The organism is Vibrio zhanjiangensis, assembly GCF_030161235.1.
Taxonomy (GTDB): domain Bacteria; phylum Pseudomonadota; class Gammaproteobacteria; order Enterobacterales; family Vibrionaceae; genus Vibrio; species Vibrio zhanjiangensis.
Map to the genome: position 1 here is coordinate 38203 of NZ_BSPW01000028.1, position 18241 is coordinate 56443.

The window sequence follows — 18241 nt, forward strand, 5'->3', positions numbered from 1 at the left end:
ATGAGTAGTATTAAATTGATCGCTTTTGATCTCGATGGCACCTTACTTGATAGTGTGCCAGATCTTGCTGTTGCAGCAGAGCAAACTGTCAAGGCTTTGGGCTTCCCGAGTGTCACAGAAGAGCAGGTACGTGACTATGTCGGTAATGGTGCCGATGTTCTTATCGCAAGAGCCTTGAGTCGCAGCCTTGCCGTAAACCCAGATTTAGATGCAGAGCTTCTCGACAAAGCTCGTCAGCTATTTGATGACTATTATGAGAAAAGCGGCCATCAACTTAGCCACCTTTATTCTCAAGTTAGGGAAACCCTTGAGCAACTTTATCAGGCAGGGTTTGTCTTAGCATTGGTGACCAATAAACCGTCTAAGTTTGTGCCTGAAGTGTTGAAAAAGCATCGAATTGATACTTTTTTTGCTGACGTCATTGGTGGTGATACGTTTTCGGATAAAAAGCCTAGTCCCGTTGCGCTTAATTGGTTGCTGAATAAGTACCATTTGCAGCCACAACAAATGCTGATGGTGGGGGATTCAAAGAACGATATTTTAGCGGCAAAAAATGCTGGCTGTTTATCATTTGGATTGACTTATGGCTACAATCACGGTGAGCCGATCTCAGATTCTCAGCCAGATTTTGTCTCTGACTGCATCACTGATTTGGTCGATGTGGTTCAGGTTTGTGCACACTTGTAACAAAAGATCTTCCAAAATACTCGTTAATGAGTACACTGAGTAAACCGCGTGGCAAAGTAAGCTATGCGGTTTTTCATTTTTAGATTAAGAAGTCAAGGAATTATTCCCATGAGCAAGCCCATTGTATTGAGTGGTGTTCAACCTTCAGGTGAACTAAGTATCGGTAACTACTTGGGTGCTCTACGTCAATGGCACCAGATGCAAGACGATTATGATTGCCAGTATTGCGTGGTAGATCTTCATGCGATAACGGTTCGTCAAGATCCCAAAGCACTGCATGAAGCGACGTTAGATGCGTTGGCTATTTGTTTAGCCGTTGGTGTTGACCCACAAAAGAGCACGTTATTTGTTCAGTCTCATGTCCCAGAGCATGCGCAATTGGGCTGGCTTCTTAACTGTTATACTCAGATGGGTGAGCTAAGTCGAATGACTCAGTTTAAGGATAAATCTGCTCGTTATGCCAATGATGTGAATGCAGGCTTATTTGGTTACCCAGTTTTGATGGCAGCGGATATTTTATTGTACGGTGCCAATCAGGTTCCGGTAGGGAACGATCAAAAGCAGCACTTGGAACTGGCGCGTGACATTGCGACGCGTTTCAACAATATCTATGCGCCGGACTCACCGATTTTTACGATTCCTGAGCCATACATTCCAACAGTCAATGCGCGTGTTATGAGCTTGCAGGATGCAACGAAGAAAATGTCCAAATCGGACGATAACCGTAAAAATGTCATCACCTTGTTAGAAGAACCAAAATCGATTATTAAGAAGATCAACAAGGCGCAAACTGACACGGAAACACCGCCACGTATTGCTCATGACTGGGATAATAAAGCGGGTATTTCTAACTTAATGGGATTGTATTCAGCGGCAACAGGAATGAGCTTTGAAGAAATTGAAGCCCAGTATAAAGGGGTGGAAATGTATGGCCCATTTAAGAAAGATGTTGGTGAAGCTATCGTTGCGATGCTTGAGCCAATTCAAGCGCAATACCGTCGTATTCGTGAAGATCGTGCCTATATGGATAGCGTAATGAAACAAGGTTCTGAGAAAGCTTCCGAGCGCGCGGCGCAAACCTTGAGCAAGGTATACAAAGCTGTCGGTTTTGTTACTCGTCCATAGAAAACACCTATTTCAGTCAAAAAAACGGACTTAACCAAGTCCGTTTTTTCTATCCCTGAGCCCACTCATTTATTGAGCGCCAGCAAAGTCCATTTGACGCCACGCTTCAAACGCTATGATAGCAACCGCGTTGGACAGGTTTAAACTACGAGCGTCTGGCATCATGGGAATGCGTATTCTCTGTTCCATTGGCAGGCTCTCAATGAGCTCTGCGGGTAAGCCCCGAGTTTCAGGACCAAATAATAGTACATCACCTTGCTCAAATTGAGCATCGACATGATGCCCCGTTGTTTTTGTTGTACAGGCAAAAATACGGTAGGTGTCATGCCTTGCTTCAAGATGATCAACGAATGCTTGGTAGTTGTTGTGCCGAGTGACACGTGCAAGGTCGTGATAGTCTAAACCGGCACGACGTACTTTTTTCTCTTCCAAATCAAAACCAAGCGGCTCAATAAGATGAAGGTTGGCACCACAATTGGCACATAGGCGGATGATGTTACCAGTATTTGGAGCAATTTCTGGCTCGTACAAAGCGATATCAAACATGATCTGGGTTTTGTTCTTGTTGACTGAGATGAGAAATTATAAGGCGGCTTATCATCGCCGCCAAGTGGGTAAAGAGCATTTTGCTATTTATTCAGGGCAAGCGCTTGAGTGTAATTCTCGCCAATGGCATCCCAATCGACCACATTCCACCACGCATCAATGTACTCTGGGCGGCGGTTTTGGTAACTGATGTAATAGGCATGCTCCCACACATCGAGTGCTAAAATAGGCTCACCTTGTTCAACGGCTACATCCATGAGAGGATTATCTTGATTGCTGGTTGAGGTGATTTTCAGTTGTCCATCTTTTACTATCAACCATACAAATCCTGACCCAAAAGTATTGATAGCGGCCTCAGCAAACAATTGCTGGAAGTTTGCGAAGCTGCCAAAAGTTGAGTTGATGTCATCTGCGAGTCTGCCGCTCGGTTTGCCGCCACCATTTGGTGCCATGCAATTCCAGTACACAATGTGATTGTAGTAGCCCCCTCCATTATTTCGTATCGCTGGAGAATGCTGCGAAATGTTGGCAAAAATGTCATCTATCTTCGCAGACGCAAGTTCAGTATCTTTGATCGCAGCGATAAACTTGTCGAAGTAAGTTTTGTGGTGCTTGCTGTAATGTACTTCCATGGTTTTGGCATCAATATACGGTTCAAGTGAATCGTAAGCGTAAGGCAGTTCGGGAAACGTGTGCGACATAGTCATTCTCCTCAATCTAGAGGATATAGGTTAAATGATAATGAGATCTATTATCAACTGTAATTTTGTAAGGTTATTATAGTCACATAGAGGCAGAGATATTTCCATGCATAAGCCACCCAGCATACTGCGCTGCGCTGTTATCCTCCCGCTATGCTGGCGAATGGCATTTTCTGTAATGGCTAGACCTAGACCAGTACCTCCAGTGTGCCTATCTCTTGCAGTAGATACACGATAAAAGGGGCGAAATATCGCCTCCAACTCTTGCTCTGGAACGCCTTCACCATTGTCTTCGACTGTGATAGAAAGCCTGTCATGTTCAACGCTTAGAGTGACTTGGACAAGATCTTTGCTGTAGTAGATGGCATTGCGTACAATGTTATCCAGTGCGCTCATCAGAAGTTTAGGGTTGCCTGAAATACTCCGTTCTGGGATAGAACTGTAGGTGAGAGATTTGTTCATTTGCTCTGCTTCAAATTGCGCATCGGAGAGAATGGCTTCCCACAGACTACTCAGAGGCTGTAGCTCTCTCGCCACATGACTGTCTAATTGCATACGCGATAGATCTAGCAGTTCACTGATCATTTGTTCCAGTCGCTGCGCTTCGGTATCAATACGATTGAGTTCAGCACTATCACCTTGTTTACGCGATACCAGAGCCGTTGCCATTCTCAAACGAGTAAGAGGGGAGCGTAATTCATGGGAGATGTCGGATAGCAACCTTTGTTGTCCAGACACCATTTGATTCACAGCTTTGACCATTTGGTTAAAACTTTTGCCTGCTTGTCTAAACTCTGAGGTTCCTTTCTCAAGCTCGGGATCAACAACAAATTCGCCTTTCGCGACACGTTTTGCTGCTCGCTCAAGCTTCCGCGCAGGTTGGCTCAATGCCCATGCGAGCCAAAGTAGTAACGGAGTACTGACGAGCATGACGGCGAACAGTAATTGGAATGGTTTGTCAAACAATTGCAGCATAAAAGGGGGCGGTTGGGTCCATTTTACGCCGATATAAAGTAGCAGTTCATTGTTTGCTAGGGTAATGGGCAAAGGTCCAGCGACCATGTAATGTCCATAGAGTCTTTGTTTGGGCTTTTGCGGGTCTTCAATGCTAGTAATAAAGTTTTGTACCGCTTTGAGTGTAAAGTCTTTACGCTCCTGAGTGGTTAATAGGTTGCCTTCAAGATCAGTGAGTACGTAACGAGGACGAAGGTCTCGTGGAGAGCGACGTGGCCTCTCCAACTGGAAAATTATCTTGCCAAGTTCACTCTCATTAGCAAAACGCTGCTCTATTTTTTGTTTCGCTTCAAGTAACTTGGCGTAGTGGGCACTTGGAATGTCTCTTGATTTTCTCGGATCCAAATGTGGTAGAGAAAGTACCGCCACCAAAACTAAAAACATAGTGAACCAGAAAATCGCGAAAATACGTCCGTATAGGCTTGTGATCTTAGGTAGACGCATCAATCTTCCTCAACCAACAAGTAACCACGCCCTCTTAATGTCTTAATGCGTGGTTTCCCATCTTGTCTTTCGGGAAGCTTTTTGCGTAAGTTGGACACATGCATGTCGATTGCACGATCGAAAGCTGCGAGACGTTTTCCAAGTACATCCAGACTGAGTGTTTCTTTGGTGAGCGTTTCTCCTGGATGTTGCACAAAGTGGCTAAGAAGCGCAAATTCGGTAGTGGTTAATTCAAGATACGTTTCTTGGCAATACGCTTCCTGTTTGCCTGGAAAAACTTTGATGTCTTGATATTCAATACAATCAATGCTTTTAGTATTTGATTTGGACTGAGTTCGGCGCAAAATAGCTCGTATACGTGCCAGCAGCTCACGATCACTAAAAGGTTTAGGTAGGTAGTCGTCAGCCCCTAATTCAAGACCAATGACCCTGTCTATCTCTTCACCTTTCGCTGTAAGCATGAGGACTGGTGTTTCCCAATGCTCACGTAGACGTTTGAGAGTTTCGACACCATTGAGTTTGGGCATCATGATGTCCAAAAGTATCAAATCAACACTCTTATCTATGACTTTAAGTCCCGCTTCTCCATCATTCGCCTCCGATACCTGATAATCTTCCAGAGTTAACACCTCTTTTAGTAAGCCCGTGAGCTCGGTATCGTCGTCTATCAACAGAATATGCGCCATGACTTGTAACCTCAGTTTTTCCTTTTTACTAATAGTACTGATTAATTGGGCTGAACTTTAGTTTAATCTTGCCTCTTTACGATTTTTTACTCTCTCTAGACGTCACTTTACGCTGCAATTTCTATGCTAGATTCAGAGCTGTTATACAGCTGAGTTTACTTCTTTGATAGGAAAGGTTCGAATATGAAAACAGTAACAAAATTAGTACTAGCGACAATTGTGCTTCCACTCAGTCTCACTTCAGTCAGTGCCTATGCAAATAGTGGCAAAGGGCATGGCAAACCAGAACACAAAGAATTTGCTGTGGACCCCAGTTTGATGCGTGAGCTTGATTTATCGCCAGAGCAGCAGACGCAGCTTAAAGAATTGCGTAATACGATGAAAAATGGTTTGAAGGCACAGCGTCAAGAGAACTTTGCTGCTCACCAAGCAGAGATGCAGGCCAACAGAGAAAAAATGCAAGCCCTTTTACTGGCTGAGTCCTTTGATAAGTCGGCGGCTGATGAGCTAGTTAGAGCGATGCTCGATAAGCAGGCGGAGCATAAAGTGATGTTGCTCGAAAAGCAGCATCAAATGCTAAGTATTTTAACGCCGCAACAAAAGGCTAAATATGTTGAACTGCAAAAGGAGCGTGATGAAAAACGCGCGCAAAAGCGACACGAGCGTTTAACAAAAAATTAGTCCGGATGGGTGATTTTGCTAATATAATTGGCGGCCTCTGGCCGTCTTTTTAGTTTTGTTTTTATTCAACTTACGACAAGTTATACTTAAGATAATGTTTTTGAACATCTTTACTTTATGAAACACGAATATGCACGTTTAGTTACTCTTGCTGCTTGGACGGCAACAATCGTTGCGAGCATGCTACTTATTGTTAAGCTAGTGGCTTGGTGGGTGACAGGTTCAGTGAGTTTATTGGCCTCATTGATCGATTCCATGCTTGATATTGCCGCATCTTTAGTGAATTTGGTCGTAGTGAGGTATTCGCTGCAACCGGCAGACCGAGAGCATACTTTTGGCCATGGTAAAGCAGAGTCTTTGGCGGCTCTTGCGCAATCAATGTTCATCTCAGGCTCGGCAGTATTTCTCATTTTAAATGGCGTGGATCGCTTTTTTAGACCTCATGATCTCCAGTCACCGGAATATGGTGTGTACGTTAGCTTTTTCGCAATGGTGGTAACCTTCGCTTTGGTGGTCTTTCAAAAACATGTGGTCAAGAAAACTGGTAGTCAGGCAATCGCGGCGGATTCGCTTCATTATCAATCTGATTTGTATATGAATGCGGCGATCATGTTGGCCTTAACGCTGAGTTGGTTTGGCGTAACTCAGGCTGATGCTGTATTTGCTATTGGGATTGGGTTTTATATTTTGTACAGCGCTGTGCAAATGGTACGTGAAGCAACGCAGACCTTGTTAGATCGCAAGCTGCCCGATGAAGAATTAGAGGAGATAAAATCTCAGTGTCTTTCTGTCGAAGGCGTTTTGGGTGTGCATCAATTGCGAACCCGGATGTCGGGTCCAACTCGGTTTATCCAGCTTCATTTGGAGCTTGGTGATCAAATGCCTTTGATTGAAGCACACCGAATCTCAGATATGGTTGAACATAGGTTATTGGACCGCTTCCCTCATGCCGATGTACTGATTCATCAAGATCCCTATTCAGTGGTGCTTGGTCCAGAAAAAGAGCAGAAAGTGGATGATTGGTAATGGTGTCTATAGGGCGTAGCACATATAGATGGATTGCTGATTATCTTTGCAACACGGTGAGAATTTGCAGCTATCCTGATATGTATCAAATCTTTGTTCGGGCTGAACTGTAATACTTTTACATAAGTAGAAAAGTTACATAGTTTAGTGCAAATAAAAGTAGTATTCCTTGGGCTTCAAGGTAACATATTGCGCAACTAAAAGGGTCTTGTCAGTCATTATAGTGAAAATTGCTGACGTAAAAATTGAAATAAGATTCCCAAAAATTGAGGGTGAGCATGATTAAAAAGATCGGTGTTTTGACAAGCGGCGGTGATGCACCGGGCATGAACGCAGCAGTTCGTGGTGTAGTGCGTACGGCGTTATCGGAAGGTTTAGAGGTCTATGGTGTTCAAGATGGTTACCTTGGCCTATATGAAAACAGAATTGAGAAATTAGATCGTTCTAGTGTTTCTGATGTCATCAATAAAGGTGGAACCTTTCTTGGCTCTGCACGTTTCCCTGAATTCAAAGAAGTTGCAGTACGCGAGAAAGCGATTGAAAACCTAAAAAAACATGGCATTGAAGCGCTAGTCGTGATTGGTGGTGACGGCTCTTACATGGGCGCGAAAAAGCTCACCGAAATGGGATATCCATGTGTTGGTCTCCCTGGGACCATAGACAATGATATTGCGGGTACCGACTACACGATAGGCTATCTCACTGCACTTAACACGGTTATCGACGCGATTGACCGTTTGCGTGATACTTCCTCTTCACATCAACGCATCTCTATCGTTGAAATTATGGGACGTCACTGTGGTGACTTGACCCTGATGTCCGCTATTGCGGGTGGGTGTGAATATATCATTACTCCAGAAACGGGCTTAGACAAAGAAAAGCTGATTAATAATATTAAAGATGGCATCACAAAGGGTAAAAAGCATGCAATCATCGCGTTGACTGAGTTGATGATGGATGCGAATGAATTAGCCAAAGAGATTGAACAAGCGACGGGTCGTGAGACGAGAGCAACCGTGCTTGGCCATATTCAGCGTGGTGGTCGCCCAACCGCTTTTGACCGCGTTTTAGCATCTCGTATGGGCAATTATGCTGTGCATCTGTTAATGGAAGGTCAAGGCGGTCGTTGTGTCGGCATCCAAAAAGAGCAACTTGTGCATCATGACATTATTGATGCCATTGAAAACATGAAACGTCCAGTACGAGAAGATCTTTATAAAGTAGCAGAAGAGTTGTTCTAGATTTTCTCTATCGCACTGTGCTGTTTAAGTAAACCCTCGTGTTATGCGAGGGTTTTTTATTTCAGTCTACAAAAAGATCATACCGTCTTGATAAGAAGCTAAATAGAGGCTGATTAGGTCAATTTTGCGGTCTATTTTTGATTCCTGACAAAGAAAGGCAAGATATCTTCCTTGAGGCTTTGATAAAGCCGTCAATTCACTTTCCGAGCTCACTTTTTTTGATTAGGATTGAAGAAAATATCACCATTATTGTAGGGAAAAATTATGTTTTATGTACATATGCTCCTGCTTTTAACCATCATTTTTATTGGTATTCGTCATGGGGGCATCGCCTTTGGTTTACTCGGTGGACTCGGTGTCTCTGTACTTGCTTTTGTGTTTGGTATAGCACCGGGGTCTCCGCCCATCAGCGTCATGTTAATTATTCTCGCTGTGGTTGCTGCATCTGCGACGCTAGAGGCCAGTGGAGGTCTTCAACTTTTAGTGCGTTTTGCAGAACGTCTTTTACGCAAGCACCCCAGTCAGATCGTTTTTCTCGGCCCTTTATGTACTTATACACTGACGGTTTTAGTGGGGACGGGACACTCCGTTTACCCACTTTTACCAGTGATATACGATGTGGCTTATAAAAAAGGCATTAGACCAGAGCGCCCGATGGCAATGGCTTCTGTAGCATCTCAAATGGGGATTACTGCGAGCCCTATTGCCGCCGCTGCCGCTGTCGTTATGGCAACTGCAGCTGACAACCATTTGACGATAAGTTTAGGCAGTGTGCTTCTTGTGACGATTCCGGCGACACTGTTCGGTGTTTTAACTGGATGTGCTTGGAGCTTAAGACGAGGAAAAGATCTCGCGCATGATCCTGAGTTTATTCAACGTTGTGCCGATCCTGAGTTTAAAGCTCAGTTGATTGATAATGAGCAAGATAATGTTCAGGCAGAAGGAGTCAATGCTCAGGCTAAAAAAGGACTGTCTATTTTCTTAGCCGGTATTGTTGTTGTTGTGTTTGTCGCTATGTTTGGCCATGACCTCGCACTGCTGCCTCAAGGGGTGAAGATGTCGGTCGCGATTCAATTTCTAATGCTCTCAATTGGCGCAATTATCTTGTTAGCGACAAAAGTAGAGCCGAAAAAGATCGTTCATTGTAATGTTTTTATTGCAGGAATGACCGCGGTTGTCATTATTTTCGGTATTGCATGGATGAGTGATACGATCATTAGCTTCCATAAGCCATATTTGATAAGTCTTGTTAGTGACTTGGTTGCTGCTCATCCTTGGACTTTTGCTTTAGCTATGTTTGTCGTATCCATTTTCCTCAAGAGCCAAGCTGCGGTGTTGACCATTATGTTGCCTCTTGGTTTTGCCATGGGCATTCCAACACCCGTGCTTATCGGTGTTCTTCCGGCTTGCTATGCCTACTTTTTCTTCCCGTTTTATCCTAGCGATCTGGCGGCAATTACTTTTGACCGTTCAGGAACAACTCGAATTGGTAAGTACGTGCTAAATCATAGCTTTTTGTTGCCGGGGTTCATTGGTGTCTCTACCGCGACAACCATGGCTTATATTATTTCTACGCTATTTGTTAACTAAGATTTATCCACATAAAATAGAGGGTCAGTAGGGATACTGGCCCGACTAATTAGCCAATCTTTCACTATTGATAGCGAGGTAATGGAGAAGCCTGCTCAATTGTCTATTGAGTTATTTCTGTTAGGTAGCTTACGACGTTGAAATTTTTGATGTACGCCTCGGCGCAGCGATTGGAATTGGTTTTCGGCTTTATCAACACCGAGCAAAACGCTTAAAGCTAACAAGGTAATTAAGACCGATTGTTGCAGATAACCTAATCCTATCATCATGCCTATTGCAGCGAGTACCCAGATCACCGCAGCCGATGTCACTCCATGGATTTTGCCATCAAGAGTCATCATAACGCCAGCACCTAAAAAGCCGATGCCGGTTATAATTTGTCCAAGCACACGAGCTTGATCTAACGTGCTTGGTGATAAAGACACCGCCATGGCCATAAATAGGTAAGTACCAGCAATGATGAGAATAGAGGTTCTAATACCGACGGGTTTGCCACGAGTTTGGCGCTCTACCCCGATTAAAACTCCATTAATGGCACAGCATAATAAAGCAGGCCAAGTAAAAGGTCCGAGATCGAAAAATTGTTCGATGTTTGTTTGCATATTGCCCCCCCTAAACCATCAAGTATGTAAAGAAAGATACAAATAATCGAACAAATCTTTTTTGTCGTTACGATGAGATTATTCCAAGTATAGATCGAGTGGCGTTTTACTGGCTCTACCGGCGATCTCTCGGGTTAATTTAGGCACCAAATAACCGGATACACTCTCTATCACTCCTGACATAATGGCCTTTGCTTTGTCATCTGAGATATAAAAATGCGCAGCTCCCTGCACTTTATCCAGTACGTGCATGTAATAGGGCATGACACCAGCATCAAATAAAGCTTCGCTCAGGGATACCTGTGTATCAATGTTATCATTTACCCCCTTAAGCATTACGCCTTGATTGAGTAAAGTGACGCCAGCTGCGTGCAAATGACTCAGTGCGTTTATTAAATCCTGATTGATTTCATTAGGGTGATTGATATGGGTGACCAAAATGATTTGCAAACGAGTGCTTGAAAGCAGCTCTCGTAGTGTAAGAGTAATTCTGTCAGGGATAACAACAGGCAAACGTGTGTGAATTCGTAATCGTTTAATGTGTGGGATGTCAGCAATAGCATCAATGAGCCAGTGTAATTCTGCATCTTTTGCCATAAGAGGATCGCCGCCTGACAAAATCACCTCATTCAGTTCTGTGTGCTCGCGAATATAGGTCAGGCTTTGTTGCCAGACGGATTTACCCCCTTTGTTTTCCTCATAGGGAAAATGGCGTCGAAAGCAGTAACGGCAATTGATGGCACAGCCACCCTTTACAATCATTAGGACTCGATTGCGGTATTTGTGTAATAGTCCGGGAACAGTATTGTCTTGTTCTTTCAGTGGATCGTTTGAGTAGCCAGCGTGGACCTCAAACTCTTGCTCTAATGGTAGGACTTGTCTGAGTAGTGGATCAAAGGGATTCCCCTTTTCCATTCTATCGACAAAGCTTTGCGGTACCCGCTGGGCAAAGAGCTTTCGGGCGGCAAAACCACCTTGCCAAGGAGAGGGATCAATATCAAGGATCATGAGTAGCTTTTCGGGATCTGAGATCCCATTCGCTAGTTGTTTGATCCAGTTTTGCTCAACAGAATCAACTTTTCGGGTTATGATGTGCGACATTAAATTTAACTCGAAGAATGGTAAGAGGAAAAAATGGCTACTGTTAGCACAAATGAATTCAAAGGCGGTCTTAAAATTATGCTTGATAATGAGCCTTGTGTCATTCTCGAAAACGAGTATGTCAAACCGGGCAAAGGTCAAGCGTTTAACCGCGTAAAAATCCGTAAACTGCTTTCAGGTAAAGTTCTAGAGAAGACATTCAAATCTGGTGACACAGTAGAAGTCGCGGATGTAATGGATATCGACTTAGATTACTTGTACAACGATGGTGAATTCTACCACTTTATGAACAACGAAACATTCGAACAGCTAGCCGCTGATAAAAAAGCGGTCGGTGACAATGCGAAATGGTTAGTTGAAAATGACACTTGTATGCTGACGCTGTGGAATAATAACCCAATCGCGGTAACACCACCTAATTTTGTTGAGCTTGAAGTGACTGATACTGACCCAGGCCTCAAGGGGGATACGCAAGGTACAGGTGGTAAACCTGCCACGTTGGCGACTGGTGCCGTGGTTCGTGTTCCTTTGTTTATTTCGATTGGTGAAGTGATTAAGGTTGACACGCGTTCGGGCGAATACGTAGGTCGCGTTAAATAAGCCAAATATCGTTTTAATACGAGAATAAAGGCCACATTCGTGGTCTTTGTTGTATTTAGTCAAATTTTGATGTATCACAAGTGTTGTTATTCATAATGACGATAGACTAGTGAGCATGAAACAGTCTTTACGTATATGGCTAGACGCCGCTCGTCCCAAAACGCTACCACTTGCTTTAGTTTCAATTTTAACGGGGAGTGTGCTTGCGTATTCTACCCACCAAGCTTCGATATTGGTCACTTTGCTTGCCTTCACAACGGCAACATTACTGCAAATATTATCTAACCTAGCTAATGATTATGGTGATGCAGTTAAAGGGACTGATAACTCTAATCGGCTTGGACCGATGCGTGCGATTCAGTCTGGTGCAGTGACGCTAAAAGATATGAAGTCAGCAATAAAAATCAATCTTGCGTTCACTTTAGTCTTTGGATTGGTTTTGATCTTTTACTCATTGGATAGTGTAAAAAGTATTTTAATATTTGTTGCTCTTGGCGGACTGGCAATGATTGCCGCAGTTGCCTACACCGTTGGTAATAAGCCCTACGGGTATGTCGGTCTGGGGGATGTCTCTGTTTTTATCTTTTTTGGCTTGCTTGGTGTAATGGGAACCTTTTTCCTTCATACAGGCACTATCACTCTGTCTCTCGTACTGCCAGCTGTAGGCTGTGGTTTATTGGCTGTTGCTGTGCTGAATGTAAACAATATGCGAGATATCGAAAATGATCAGGAATGTGGTAAGAGAACCATTGCCGTTAGATTGGGGTCTCGCAGGGCTAAACATTATCATGTCTTACTACTTGCTGGCGCTTTGTTGTCTTTTACCAGCTATTTAATTGATCAACCAGCATCTCTATGGCTAAGTTTGCCTTTTTTGTTGAGTGCTCTGATGGTCTATAAACATGGTAAGTTAGTCTGGGAAGCACGGCAACCAGTGCATATTGCACCTATGATGCCGACCATCGTTAAATGTTCATTAATTACCAATTTATTGTTTGCTGGAGTGGTTATAGCTCAAACTCTGGTTAGTTAATTGAGACTTGTCATTGCAATGACTTAATGTACCTATATACTCGATTGAGATGACGAACCGTATGGGAAGGAACACTATGGAATACAACACGTCGGCTTTATGTGACATATATTCAGAACAAGTGGATGTGCTAGAGCCCATGTTTAGCAACTTTGGTGGCAGCGCCTCGTTTGCTGGACAGATCACCACAATTAAGTGTTTTGAAGACAACGGTCTGATTCGAGAAGTCCTAGAACAAGATGGTCTTGGGCGCATCCTGCTCGTTGATGGAGGGGGATCGCTGCGTCGTGCTTTGATTGACGCAGAAATAGCGTCGATAGCTGAAGAAAACGAATGGGAAGGGATTGTTGTCTACGGCTGTGTTCGTGAAGTCGATGAGCTTGAAGATATGAGTATTGGCATTCAAGCCTTAGCATCGATTCCTGCGGGAGCATCCTCTCAAGGAATTGGTGAAGTGGATGTCGCAGTCAATTTTGGTGGCGTCACCTTTCTACCAGAAGATTATCTGTATGCAGATAACACTGGGGTTATCCTTTCTCAAGAAAGGCTGGATGTTGATCTTGAAGTTGAAGAAGACGATTTACTTGCCGAGTAAGCGTTTATATCGTTTGGTGTAAGTACTTGCGCCTTAATTTTAAGGCGTACAGGTACCCCAATACCCCTACAATAATATTGCCAAGAGCAATACCCACAAAGATGCCTTTCGTCCCAAACCAGTAACTTCCAAGCCAAGCGCTGGGTAGCGTGAATAGAAATAGTCGCATAAAGCTCCATTGAAATGCTTTTAGCGGTTGATGTAGGGCATTGAGGCCAGACACAAGTATCATGGCAATGCCTTGAAAGCCATAGCTAAAAGGGACAACCAGCAGATAGTGCCAAAGCAGTTCTTTCACAGATTGCTCTTGAGAAAAGAGTGATGCAATAGGAATGCTAAGTGGAACCATGGCAATAAAAACGCCCATTTGAAATACCAGTGCAAAACGCATGCTGATGAACAAACCCGTGAAGCTACGCTTATGCTTTTCTGCCCCTAGATTTTGAGCAATAAAAGGGGTCAAAGCGGAAGCCAGAGACATTAAGACCAGAATTAAAATCGATTCTATCCTCTGAGCTGCGCCATAAGCGGCAACGGCTGCGGTTCCATGACGTGACATGATAATCATCAGCAATGCGCCAGATAATGGGATCATGCTATTGGATAGAGCTGCTGGCGTGGCGATTCTGAGGATTTGTTTGCAGTCTTCGACAATACAGCTTAAATGAGGTGGCGCTAACATTGGCTCTCGCTGGGTGAGAATATAGAGAGACCAAAGACAAGCGCCAAGCCAACTTAGAGCGCTAGCAATCGCTGCGCCTTGTATGCCTAACTCAGGAAATGGCCCCCAACCGAAGATCAGTAAAGGGTCCAACACGCCATTGATTACGCCAGCAAGTACCATGATTGTCGCTGGGGTTCTGGTATCACCAGTTGCTCGAATCACGCTATTGCCAATCATAGGGATTGCGAGTAAAGGAATACTGAGATACCAGATATGCATATATTCATCTATCGCGGGTATAAGCTCTGGCGACGCACCCAATAAAGAAAATATAGGCTGTATCGTCATGAGTCCTATCCCAGACGCTAGAGTGATGAGAACCACAGTGAGCAAGAGGCCATGCGTTGCAAATCGCGTGGCTCCAATGGTTTTCTTCTGGCCCAGTAGATGAGCAATGTTGGTTGACAAACCAACACCCATTCCCATGGTTATGCAGTTTAGAGCGAATGTCACAGGAAAGGTATAGCTGATCGAAGCGAGAGCTTGAGTGCCCAATAATGAAATAAAGAAGGTGTCCACCAAGTTGAACATAAGAATAGAGATCATGCCGAATATCATCGGGATGGTCATTTGTCTGAGTACTTTGGGAATGGGGGCGCTTAAAAGGCCATGTTTATCCTGCATCTCGAACAACGGCTCAAATGGACGAAAAGGTTAGGATACTTGATTGGTGAGCAAGAAACAAAAAAGGTCAGCAATGGCTGACCTTGTATTTTAAACTGTCAATTTATGCTTTGGCTGCTGCCGCGGCTTTGGCAATTGCAGCAAAGCTCTTAGCATCCAGAGATGCACCTCCAACGAGAGCGCCATCGATATCTGGTTGAGAGAAGTAAGCTTCGGCATTTTCTGGTTTCACACTACCGCCATATTGAATAATTACTTGCTCAGCTACCGCAGGACTTTTCTCTGCAATTAAAGCTCGGATTGAAGCATGAATGCGCTGGGCATCTTCAGCCGTGGCGGCTTTACCTGTGCCGATAGCCCAGATAGGTTCATACGCGATAATCGCGCCATTGAGTGCTTCAACGCCGTATGCGTCGATAACCGCATTAATTTGGCGAGCACAAACGGCTTCTGTTTCACCTGCTTCGTTTTGGGCTTCTGACTCGCCGATACAAAATACAGGCTTGAGGCCGTTTTCTTTTAAGAAGTTAAATTTTTGGGCAATGAACTGATCAGATTCATTGTGATATTCACGTCGCTCAGAATGACCAATAATGATATGAGTTGCACCGAAATCTTTAAGCATTTCAGGAGACATGTCGCCAGTGAATGCACCGCTGTTGTTAAGGTCAGTGTTTTGTGCACCTAAGATGATTTTGTTTCCACCTTCTTTGATCAGCTTTTCTGCTAAATCAATGTAGAGGGCTGGTGGAGCGATCGCTACGTCAACACCGTCAACACCTTCAAGTTCGGTGTTAAGGCCAGTAATTAGCTCCTTTACCATTGCTTTACTGCCGTTAAGCTTCCAGTTACCCATGACTACAGGACGACGCATAGGAATATCTCCGTGTTTATTCAATTAATGTAAAAAATCTTCGTAAGAATATAACAGATAAACACTAGGAGATCATGATTCGCGTCATGTCTTGTTCGCTTTGATTGAGTGATCGATAAAGCAGTTTATGCGTAATGGACTCGGTATTGGCAAGAGAAGCTGTTAGGTTCTGTTGACATTTAAAACAGAGGCAATTGATTTGGCGAGAGCTGACTTGTCTCAGATGAACTTTACTTACTGAGGAACACTATGCCTAATTTAGTAATGGAATACTCCCTTCCTGTTGAAGACAGTATTGACGTAAGACAACTGCTTAAAACTCTGCATCAAGTAGCGCTAAACAGCGGCTTGTTTGATTTGGACTCTGTGAAATCACGTGCGGTTTGTTACCAAAACTGGCTTATTGGCAAAGATGACACTAGCGTTGATTTTATTCATATAAACTTTGATTTACTAAGTGGTCGGACACAAGAGCAAAAAATAAGCCTGTCACATCAGCTCATGCAAACCCTTAAAGAAAGCGCAGGAGATGTCCACAGTTTGACAATTAATATCCGTGATATGGACCGTGAGTGTTTTCAAAAAGTGCTCAACTAGGGTTGTAAGATGGGCTGCCCTAGCTGAGGTGGCATGCGTTATTTGCGCAACAAAATTTCTTCTACTGTGTGGTCTTGGCCTTTTTTGAGAATAAGCTGAGCTCGGCCTTTGGTAGGAGAAATATTTTCTTCTAAGTTTATCCCATTAATGGACTGCCAAATACGATGCGCTTCCAGCGCGGCTTCTTTCTCACTGAGCTTAGTATAATGGCTAAAGAAGGAGCCTGGTTCGGTAAAAGCTCCTAAGCGGAAGTTAAGAAAGCGCTCAACATACCACTGCTCAATAACTTCGCTTTTGGCATCGACATACAAAGAAAAATCGAGGAAGTCGGAAACAAACACTCTGTGTGGTGCGTGGGGGTAATCCATGCCACTTTGCAATACGTTGAGTCCCTCGATAATAAGAACATCTGGGCGATCGACGACTTTGACGTCATCAGTAATATCATACGTAATGTGGGAATATACAGGGACTTCTAAGTTTGGCTTGCCCGCTTTGACATCAGAAACAAATTCAATCAGGCGTTTAATATCATAAGATTCTGGGAAGCCTTTGCGGTGTATTATTCCGTTGTCTTCCAAGACCTTTTTGGGGTACAAGAACCCATCGGTTGTGACCAATTCTACCTTAGGATGATTCTCCCAGCGAGAAAGCAATTCTTTAAGAAGACGTGCCGTGGTACTTTTCCCTACAGCAACACTTCCGGCCACTCCAATGATAAAGGGGGGGGCCTTTTCCGAGTTATCAAGAAAGTTATTGAGCACTGAGTTACGGCTTTGTCTTGCTGCGACATAGAGGTTGAGTAGACGCGAGAGTGGTAGGTAAATCTCAACAGCTTCTTTCATCGACAGCTTTTCATTCACACCTTGCAATTCGATGAGATCATGTTCGGAAAGCGTCATAGGTACAGAATTACGCAGTTCTGCCCAATGTTGGCGAGTAAAAGAGAGATATGGCGTCATAGTCTTCCTAACAGAGATTCGCGATAGAGCAGCGAAAATACAATAAGCGAGCCTAATTGCCAAATAGCAGTGGCAAAAATACATCATTATTTTGGTATGGCTGTTCGAATTTTAAGCAAATAATCTTAAACAGAGTAAAAAAACGTTTTTTTTCAATTTATCTATTGCAAGGTAGCGTTTCCTTCAATAGAATGCGCTCCACTTATGCCGACTTAGCTCAGTAGGTAGAGCAACTGACTTGTAATCAGTAGGTCACCAGTTCGATTCCGGTAGTCGGCACCATTACTACTTTAATTGTTTTAATGGTTTAATTTGGGGGGGTTCCCGAGTGGCCAAAGGGAGCAGACTGTAAATCTGCCGGCACTGCCTTCGATGGTTCGAATCCGTCCCCCCCCACCATATTTTTAGGAAATAGCTCACAGAGTTACGTGTTGCGGGCATCGTATAATGGCTATTACCTCAGCCTTCCAAGCTGATGATGCGGGTTCGATTCCCGCTGCCCGCTCCACTCTTTTAGAGTGCTGATATAGCTCAGGTGGTAGAGCGCATCCTTGGTAAGGATGAGGTCGGCAGTTCGAATCTGCCTATCAGCACCAGCTCTAAAGCAAAGTTTTCCTTTTGATATATACTTTATCACCAATACTTTTTGGTTGCGTGGTCATCAAAGCCACCTAAATCCGTACCTAGAGGGACAACTCATGTCTAAAGAAAAATTTGAACGTACGAAACCGCACGTAAACGTTGGTACTATCGGCCACGTTGACCACGGTAAAACAACTCTAACTGCT

20 protein-coding genes and 4 tRNA genes are annotated in these 18241 nt (G+C 43.9%); 15 read left to right on the plus strand and 9 right to left on the minus strand.

Annotated features, from left to right (window positions below; genetic code table 11):
• Together QQK21_RS08660 and trpS are read left to right on the plus strand one after the other, a co-directional pair.
• Complete coding sequence (locus QQK21_RS08660; RefSeq protein ID WP_284191800.1) at positions 1-687, plus strand: phosphoglycolate phosphatase; 687 nt, start codon at positions 1-3, stop codon at positions 685-687.
• A gap of 108 nt (positions 688-795) precedes the next feature.
• Positions 796-1812: a tryptophan--tRNA ligase gene (gene trpS, locus QQK21_RS08665; protein ID WP_284191801.1), complete on the plus strand. Its 1017-nt coding sequence runs from the start codon at positions 796-798 to the stop codon at positions 1810-1812.
• Positions 1813-1881: 69 nt separating this feature from the next.
• Here the strand turns inward: trpS and trmL are convergent, their stop codons facing one another.
• The 4 genes from trmL to QQK21_RS08685 form a co-directional block, all read right to left on the minus strand.
• Positions 1882-2358: a tRNA (uridine(34)/cytosine(34)/5-carboxymethylaminomethyluridine(34)-2'-O)-methyltransferase TrmL gene (gene trmL, locus QQK21_RS08670; protein ID WP_284191802.1), complete on the minus strand. Its 477-nt coding sequence runs from the start codon at positions 2356-2358 to the stop codon at positions 1882-1884.
• Positions 2359-2441: 83 nt separating this feature from the next.
• On the minus strand, positions 2442-3059 hold the full coding sequence (locus tag QQK21_RS08675) for a superoxide dismutase (protein ID WP_284191803.1): 618 nt from the start codon (positions 3057-3059) through the stop codon (positions 2442-2444).
• 30 nt (positions 3060-3089) lie between these two features.
• A complete protein-coding gene (gene cpxA / locus QQK21_RS08680) occupies positions 3090-4517 on the minus strand; it encodes an envelope stress sensor histidine kinase CpxA (protein WP_284191804.1) in 1428 nt (475 codons plus the stop codon).
• Positions 4517-5203, minus strand: coding sequence for a response regulator (locus QQK21_RS08685; RefSeq protein ID WP_284191805.1), 687 nt, complete (start codon positions 5201-5203; stop codon positions 4517-4519). The genes cpxA and QQK21_RS08685 overlap by 1 nt, the downstream gene beginning before the upstream one ends.
• Positions 5204-5386: 183 nt before the next feature.
• Here QQK21_RS08685 and QQK21_RS08690 point away from each other — a divergent pair, with 183 nt between their 5' ends.
• From QQK21_RS08690 to QQK21_RS08705, 4 genes are all read left to right on the plus strand, one after another.
• Positions 5387-5884 carry a CpxP family protein gene (locus tag QQK21_RS08690; protein WP_284191806.1) on the plus strand — a complete coding sequence of 166 codons (498 nt, stop codon included), beginning with the start codon at positions 5387-5389 and terminating at the stop codon, positions 5882-5884.
• 117 nt (positions 5885-6001) lie between these two features.
• Complete coding sequence (gene fieF, locus QQK21_RS08695; RefSeq protein WP_284191807.1) at positions 6002-6910, plus strand: CDF family cation-efflux transporter FieF; 909 nt, start codon at positions 6002-6004, stop codon at positions 6908-6910.
• A 278-nt stretch (positions 6911-7188) separates the two neighbouring features.
• Complete coding sequence (gene pfkA, locus QQK21_RS08700) at positions 7189-8151, plus strand: 6-phosphofructokinase (protein ID WP_284191808.1); 963 nt, start codon at positions 7189-7191, stop codon at positions 8149-8151.
• A gap of 264 nt (positions 8152-8415) precedes the next feature.
• The gene (locus QQK21_RS08705; protein WP_284191809.1) at positions 8416-9741 is read left to right on the plus strand and encodes an anaerobic C4-dicarboxylate transporter; all 1326 of its coding nucleotides are present in this window, start codon (positions 8416-8418) and stop codon (positions 9739-9741) included.
• Positions 9742-9836: 95 nt separating this feature from the next.
• On the opposite strand, the gene QQK21_RS08710 is transcribed toward QQK21_RS08705, so the two are convergent.
• Positions 9837-10343 carry an MgtC/SapB family protein gene (locus QQK21_RS08710; RefSeq protein WP_284191810.1) on the minus strand — a complete coding sequence of 169 codons (507 nt, stop codon included), beginning with the start codon at positions 10341-10343 and terminating at the stop codon, positions 9837-9839.
• Positions 10344-10421: 78 nt separating this feature from the next.
• Positions 10422-11444, minus strand: coding sequence for an EF-P beta-lysylation protein EpmB (gene epmB, locus QQK21_RS08715; protein WP_284191811.1), 1023 nt, complete (start codon positions 11442-11444; stop codon positions 10422-10424).
• Positions 11445-11477: 33 nt separating this feature from the next.
• Here epmB and efp point away from each other — a divergent pair, with 33 nt between their 5' ends.
• From efp to rraA, 3 genes are all read left to right on the plus strand, one after another.
• Positions 11478-12044: an elongation factor P gene (gene efp, locus QQK21_RS08720; RefSeq protein WP_284191812.1), complete on the plus strand. Its 567-nt coding sequence runs from the start codon at positions 11478-11480 to the stop codon at positions 12042-12044.
• A gap of 115 nt (positions 12045-12159) precedes the next feature.
• Positions 12160-13077, plus strand: coding sequence for a 1,4-dihydroxy-2-naphthoate polyprenyltransferase (locus QQK21_RS08725; RefSeq protein ID WP_284191813.1), 918 nt, complete (start codon positions 12160-12162; stop codon positions 13075-13077).
• Positions 13078-13153: 76 nt separating this feature from the next.
• The gene (gene rraA / locus QQK21_RS08730; protein WP_284191814.1) at positions 13154-13672 is read left to right on the plus strand and encodes a ribonuclease E activity regulator RraA; all 519 of its coding nucleotides are present in this window, start codon (positions 13154-13156) and stop codon (positions 13670-13672) included.
• 4 nt (positions 13673-13676) lie between these two features.
• On the opposite strand, the gene QQK21_RS08735 is transcribed toward rraA, so the two are convergent.
• Together QQK21_RS08735 and tpiA are read right to left on the minus strand one after the other, a co-directional pair.
• A complete protein-coding gene (locus QQK21_RS08735; RefSeq protein ID WP_284191815.1) occupies positions 13677-15020 on the minus strand; it encodes an MATE family efflux transporter in 1344 nt (447 codons plus the stop codon).
• Between the two features lie 103 nt (positions 15021-15123).
• Positions 15124-15894: a triose-phosphate isomerase gene (tpiA, locus tag QQK21_RS08740; RefSeq protein WP_284191816.1), complete on the minus strand. Its 771-nt coding sequence runs from the start codon at positions 15892-15894 to the stop codon at positions 15124-15126.
• A gap of 249 nt (positions 15895-16143) precedes the next feature.
• Between tpiA and QQK21_RS08745 the strand changes: the two genes are divergently transcribed.
• Entirely contained in the window at positions 16144-16491 is a 348-nt protein-coding gene (locus tag QQK21_RS08745) for a 5-carboxymethyl-2-hydroxymuconate Delta-isomerase (protein WP_284191817.1), read from the plus strand.
• A 38-nt stretch (positions 16492-16529) separates the two neighbouring features.
• Here QQK21_RS08745 and coaA read toward each other — a convergent pair whose 3' ends face one another.
• Positions 16530-17453, minus strand: coding sequence for a type I pantothenate kinase (coaA, locus tag QQK21_RS08750; RefSeq protein ID WP_284191818.1), 924 nt, complete (start codon positions 17451-17453; stop codon positions 16530-16532).
• A gap of 206 nt (positions 17454-17659) precedes the next feature.
• Between coaA and QQK21_RS08755 the strand changes: the two genes are divergently transcribed.
• The 5 genes from QQK21_RS08755 to QQK21_RS08775 all read left to right on the plus strand — a co-directional run.
• Positions 17660-17735, plus strand: a tRNA-Thr gene (locus tag QQK21_RS08755).
• 32 nt (positions 17736-17767) lie between these two features.
• Positions 17768-17852: transfer RNA gene (locus QQK21_RS08760), tRNA-Tyr, on the plus strand.
• A 34-nt stretch (positions 17853-17886) separates the two neighbouring features.
• Positions 17887-17961 (plus strand) — tRNA-Gly (locus tag QQK21_RS08765).
• 12 nt (positions 17962-17973) lie between these two features.
• Positions 17974-18049, plus strand: a tRNA-Thr gene (locus QQK21_RS08770).
• A 102-nt stretch (positions 18050-18151) separates the two neighbouring features.
• Positions 18152-18241 (plus strand): GTP-binding protein (locus QQK21_RS08775; protein WP_001982298.1); only part of this gene is annotated, 90 nt, incomplete at its 3' end.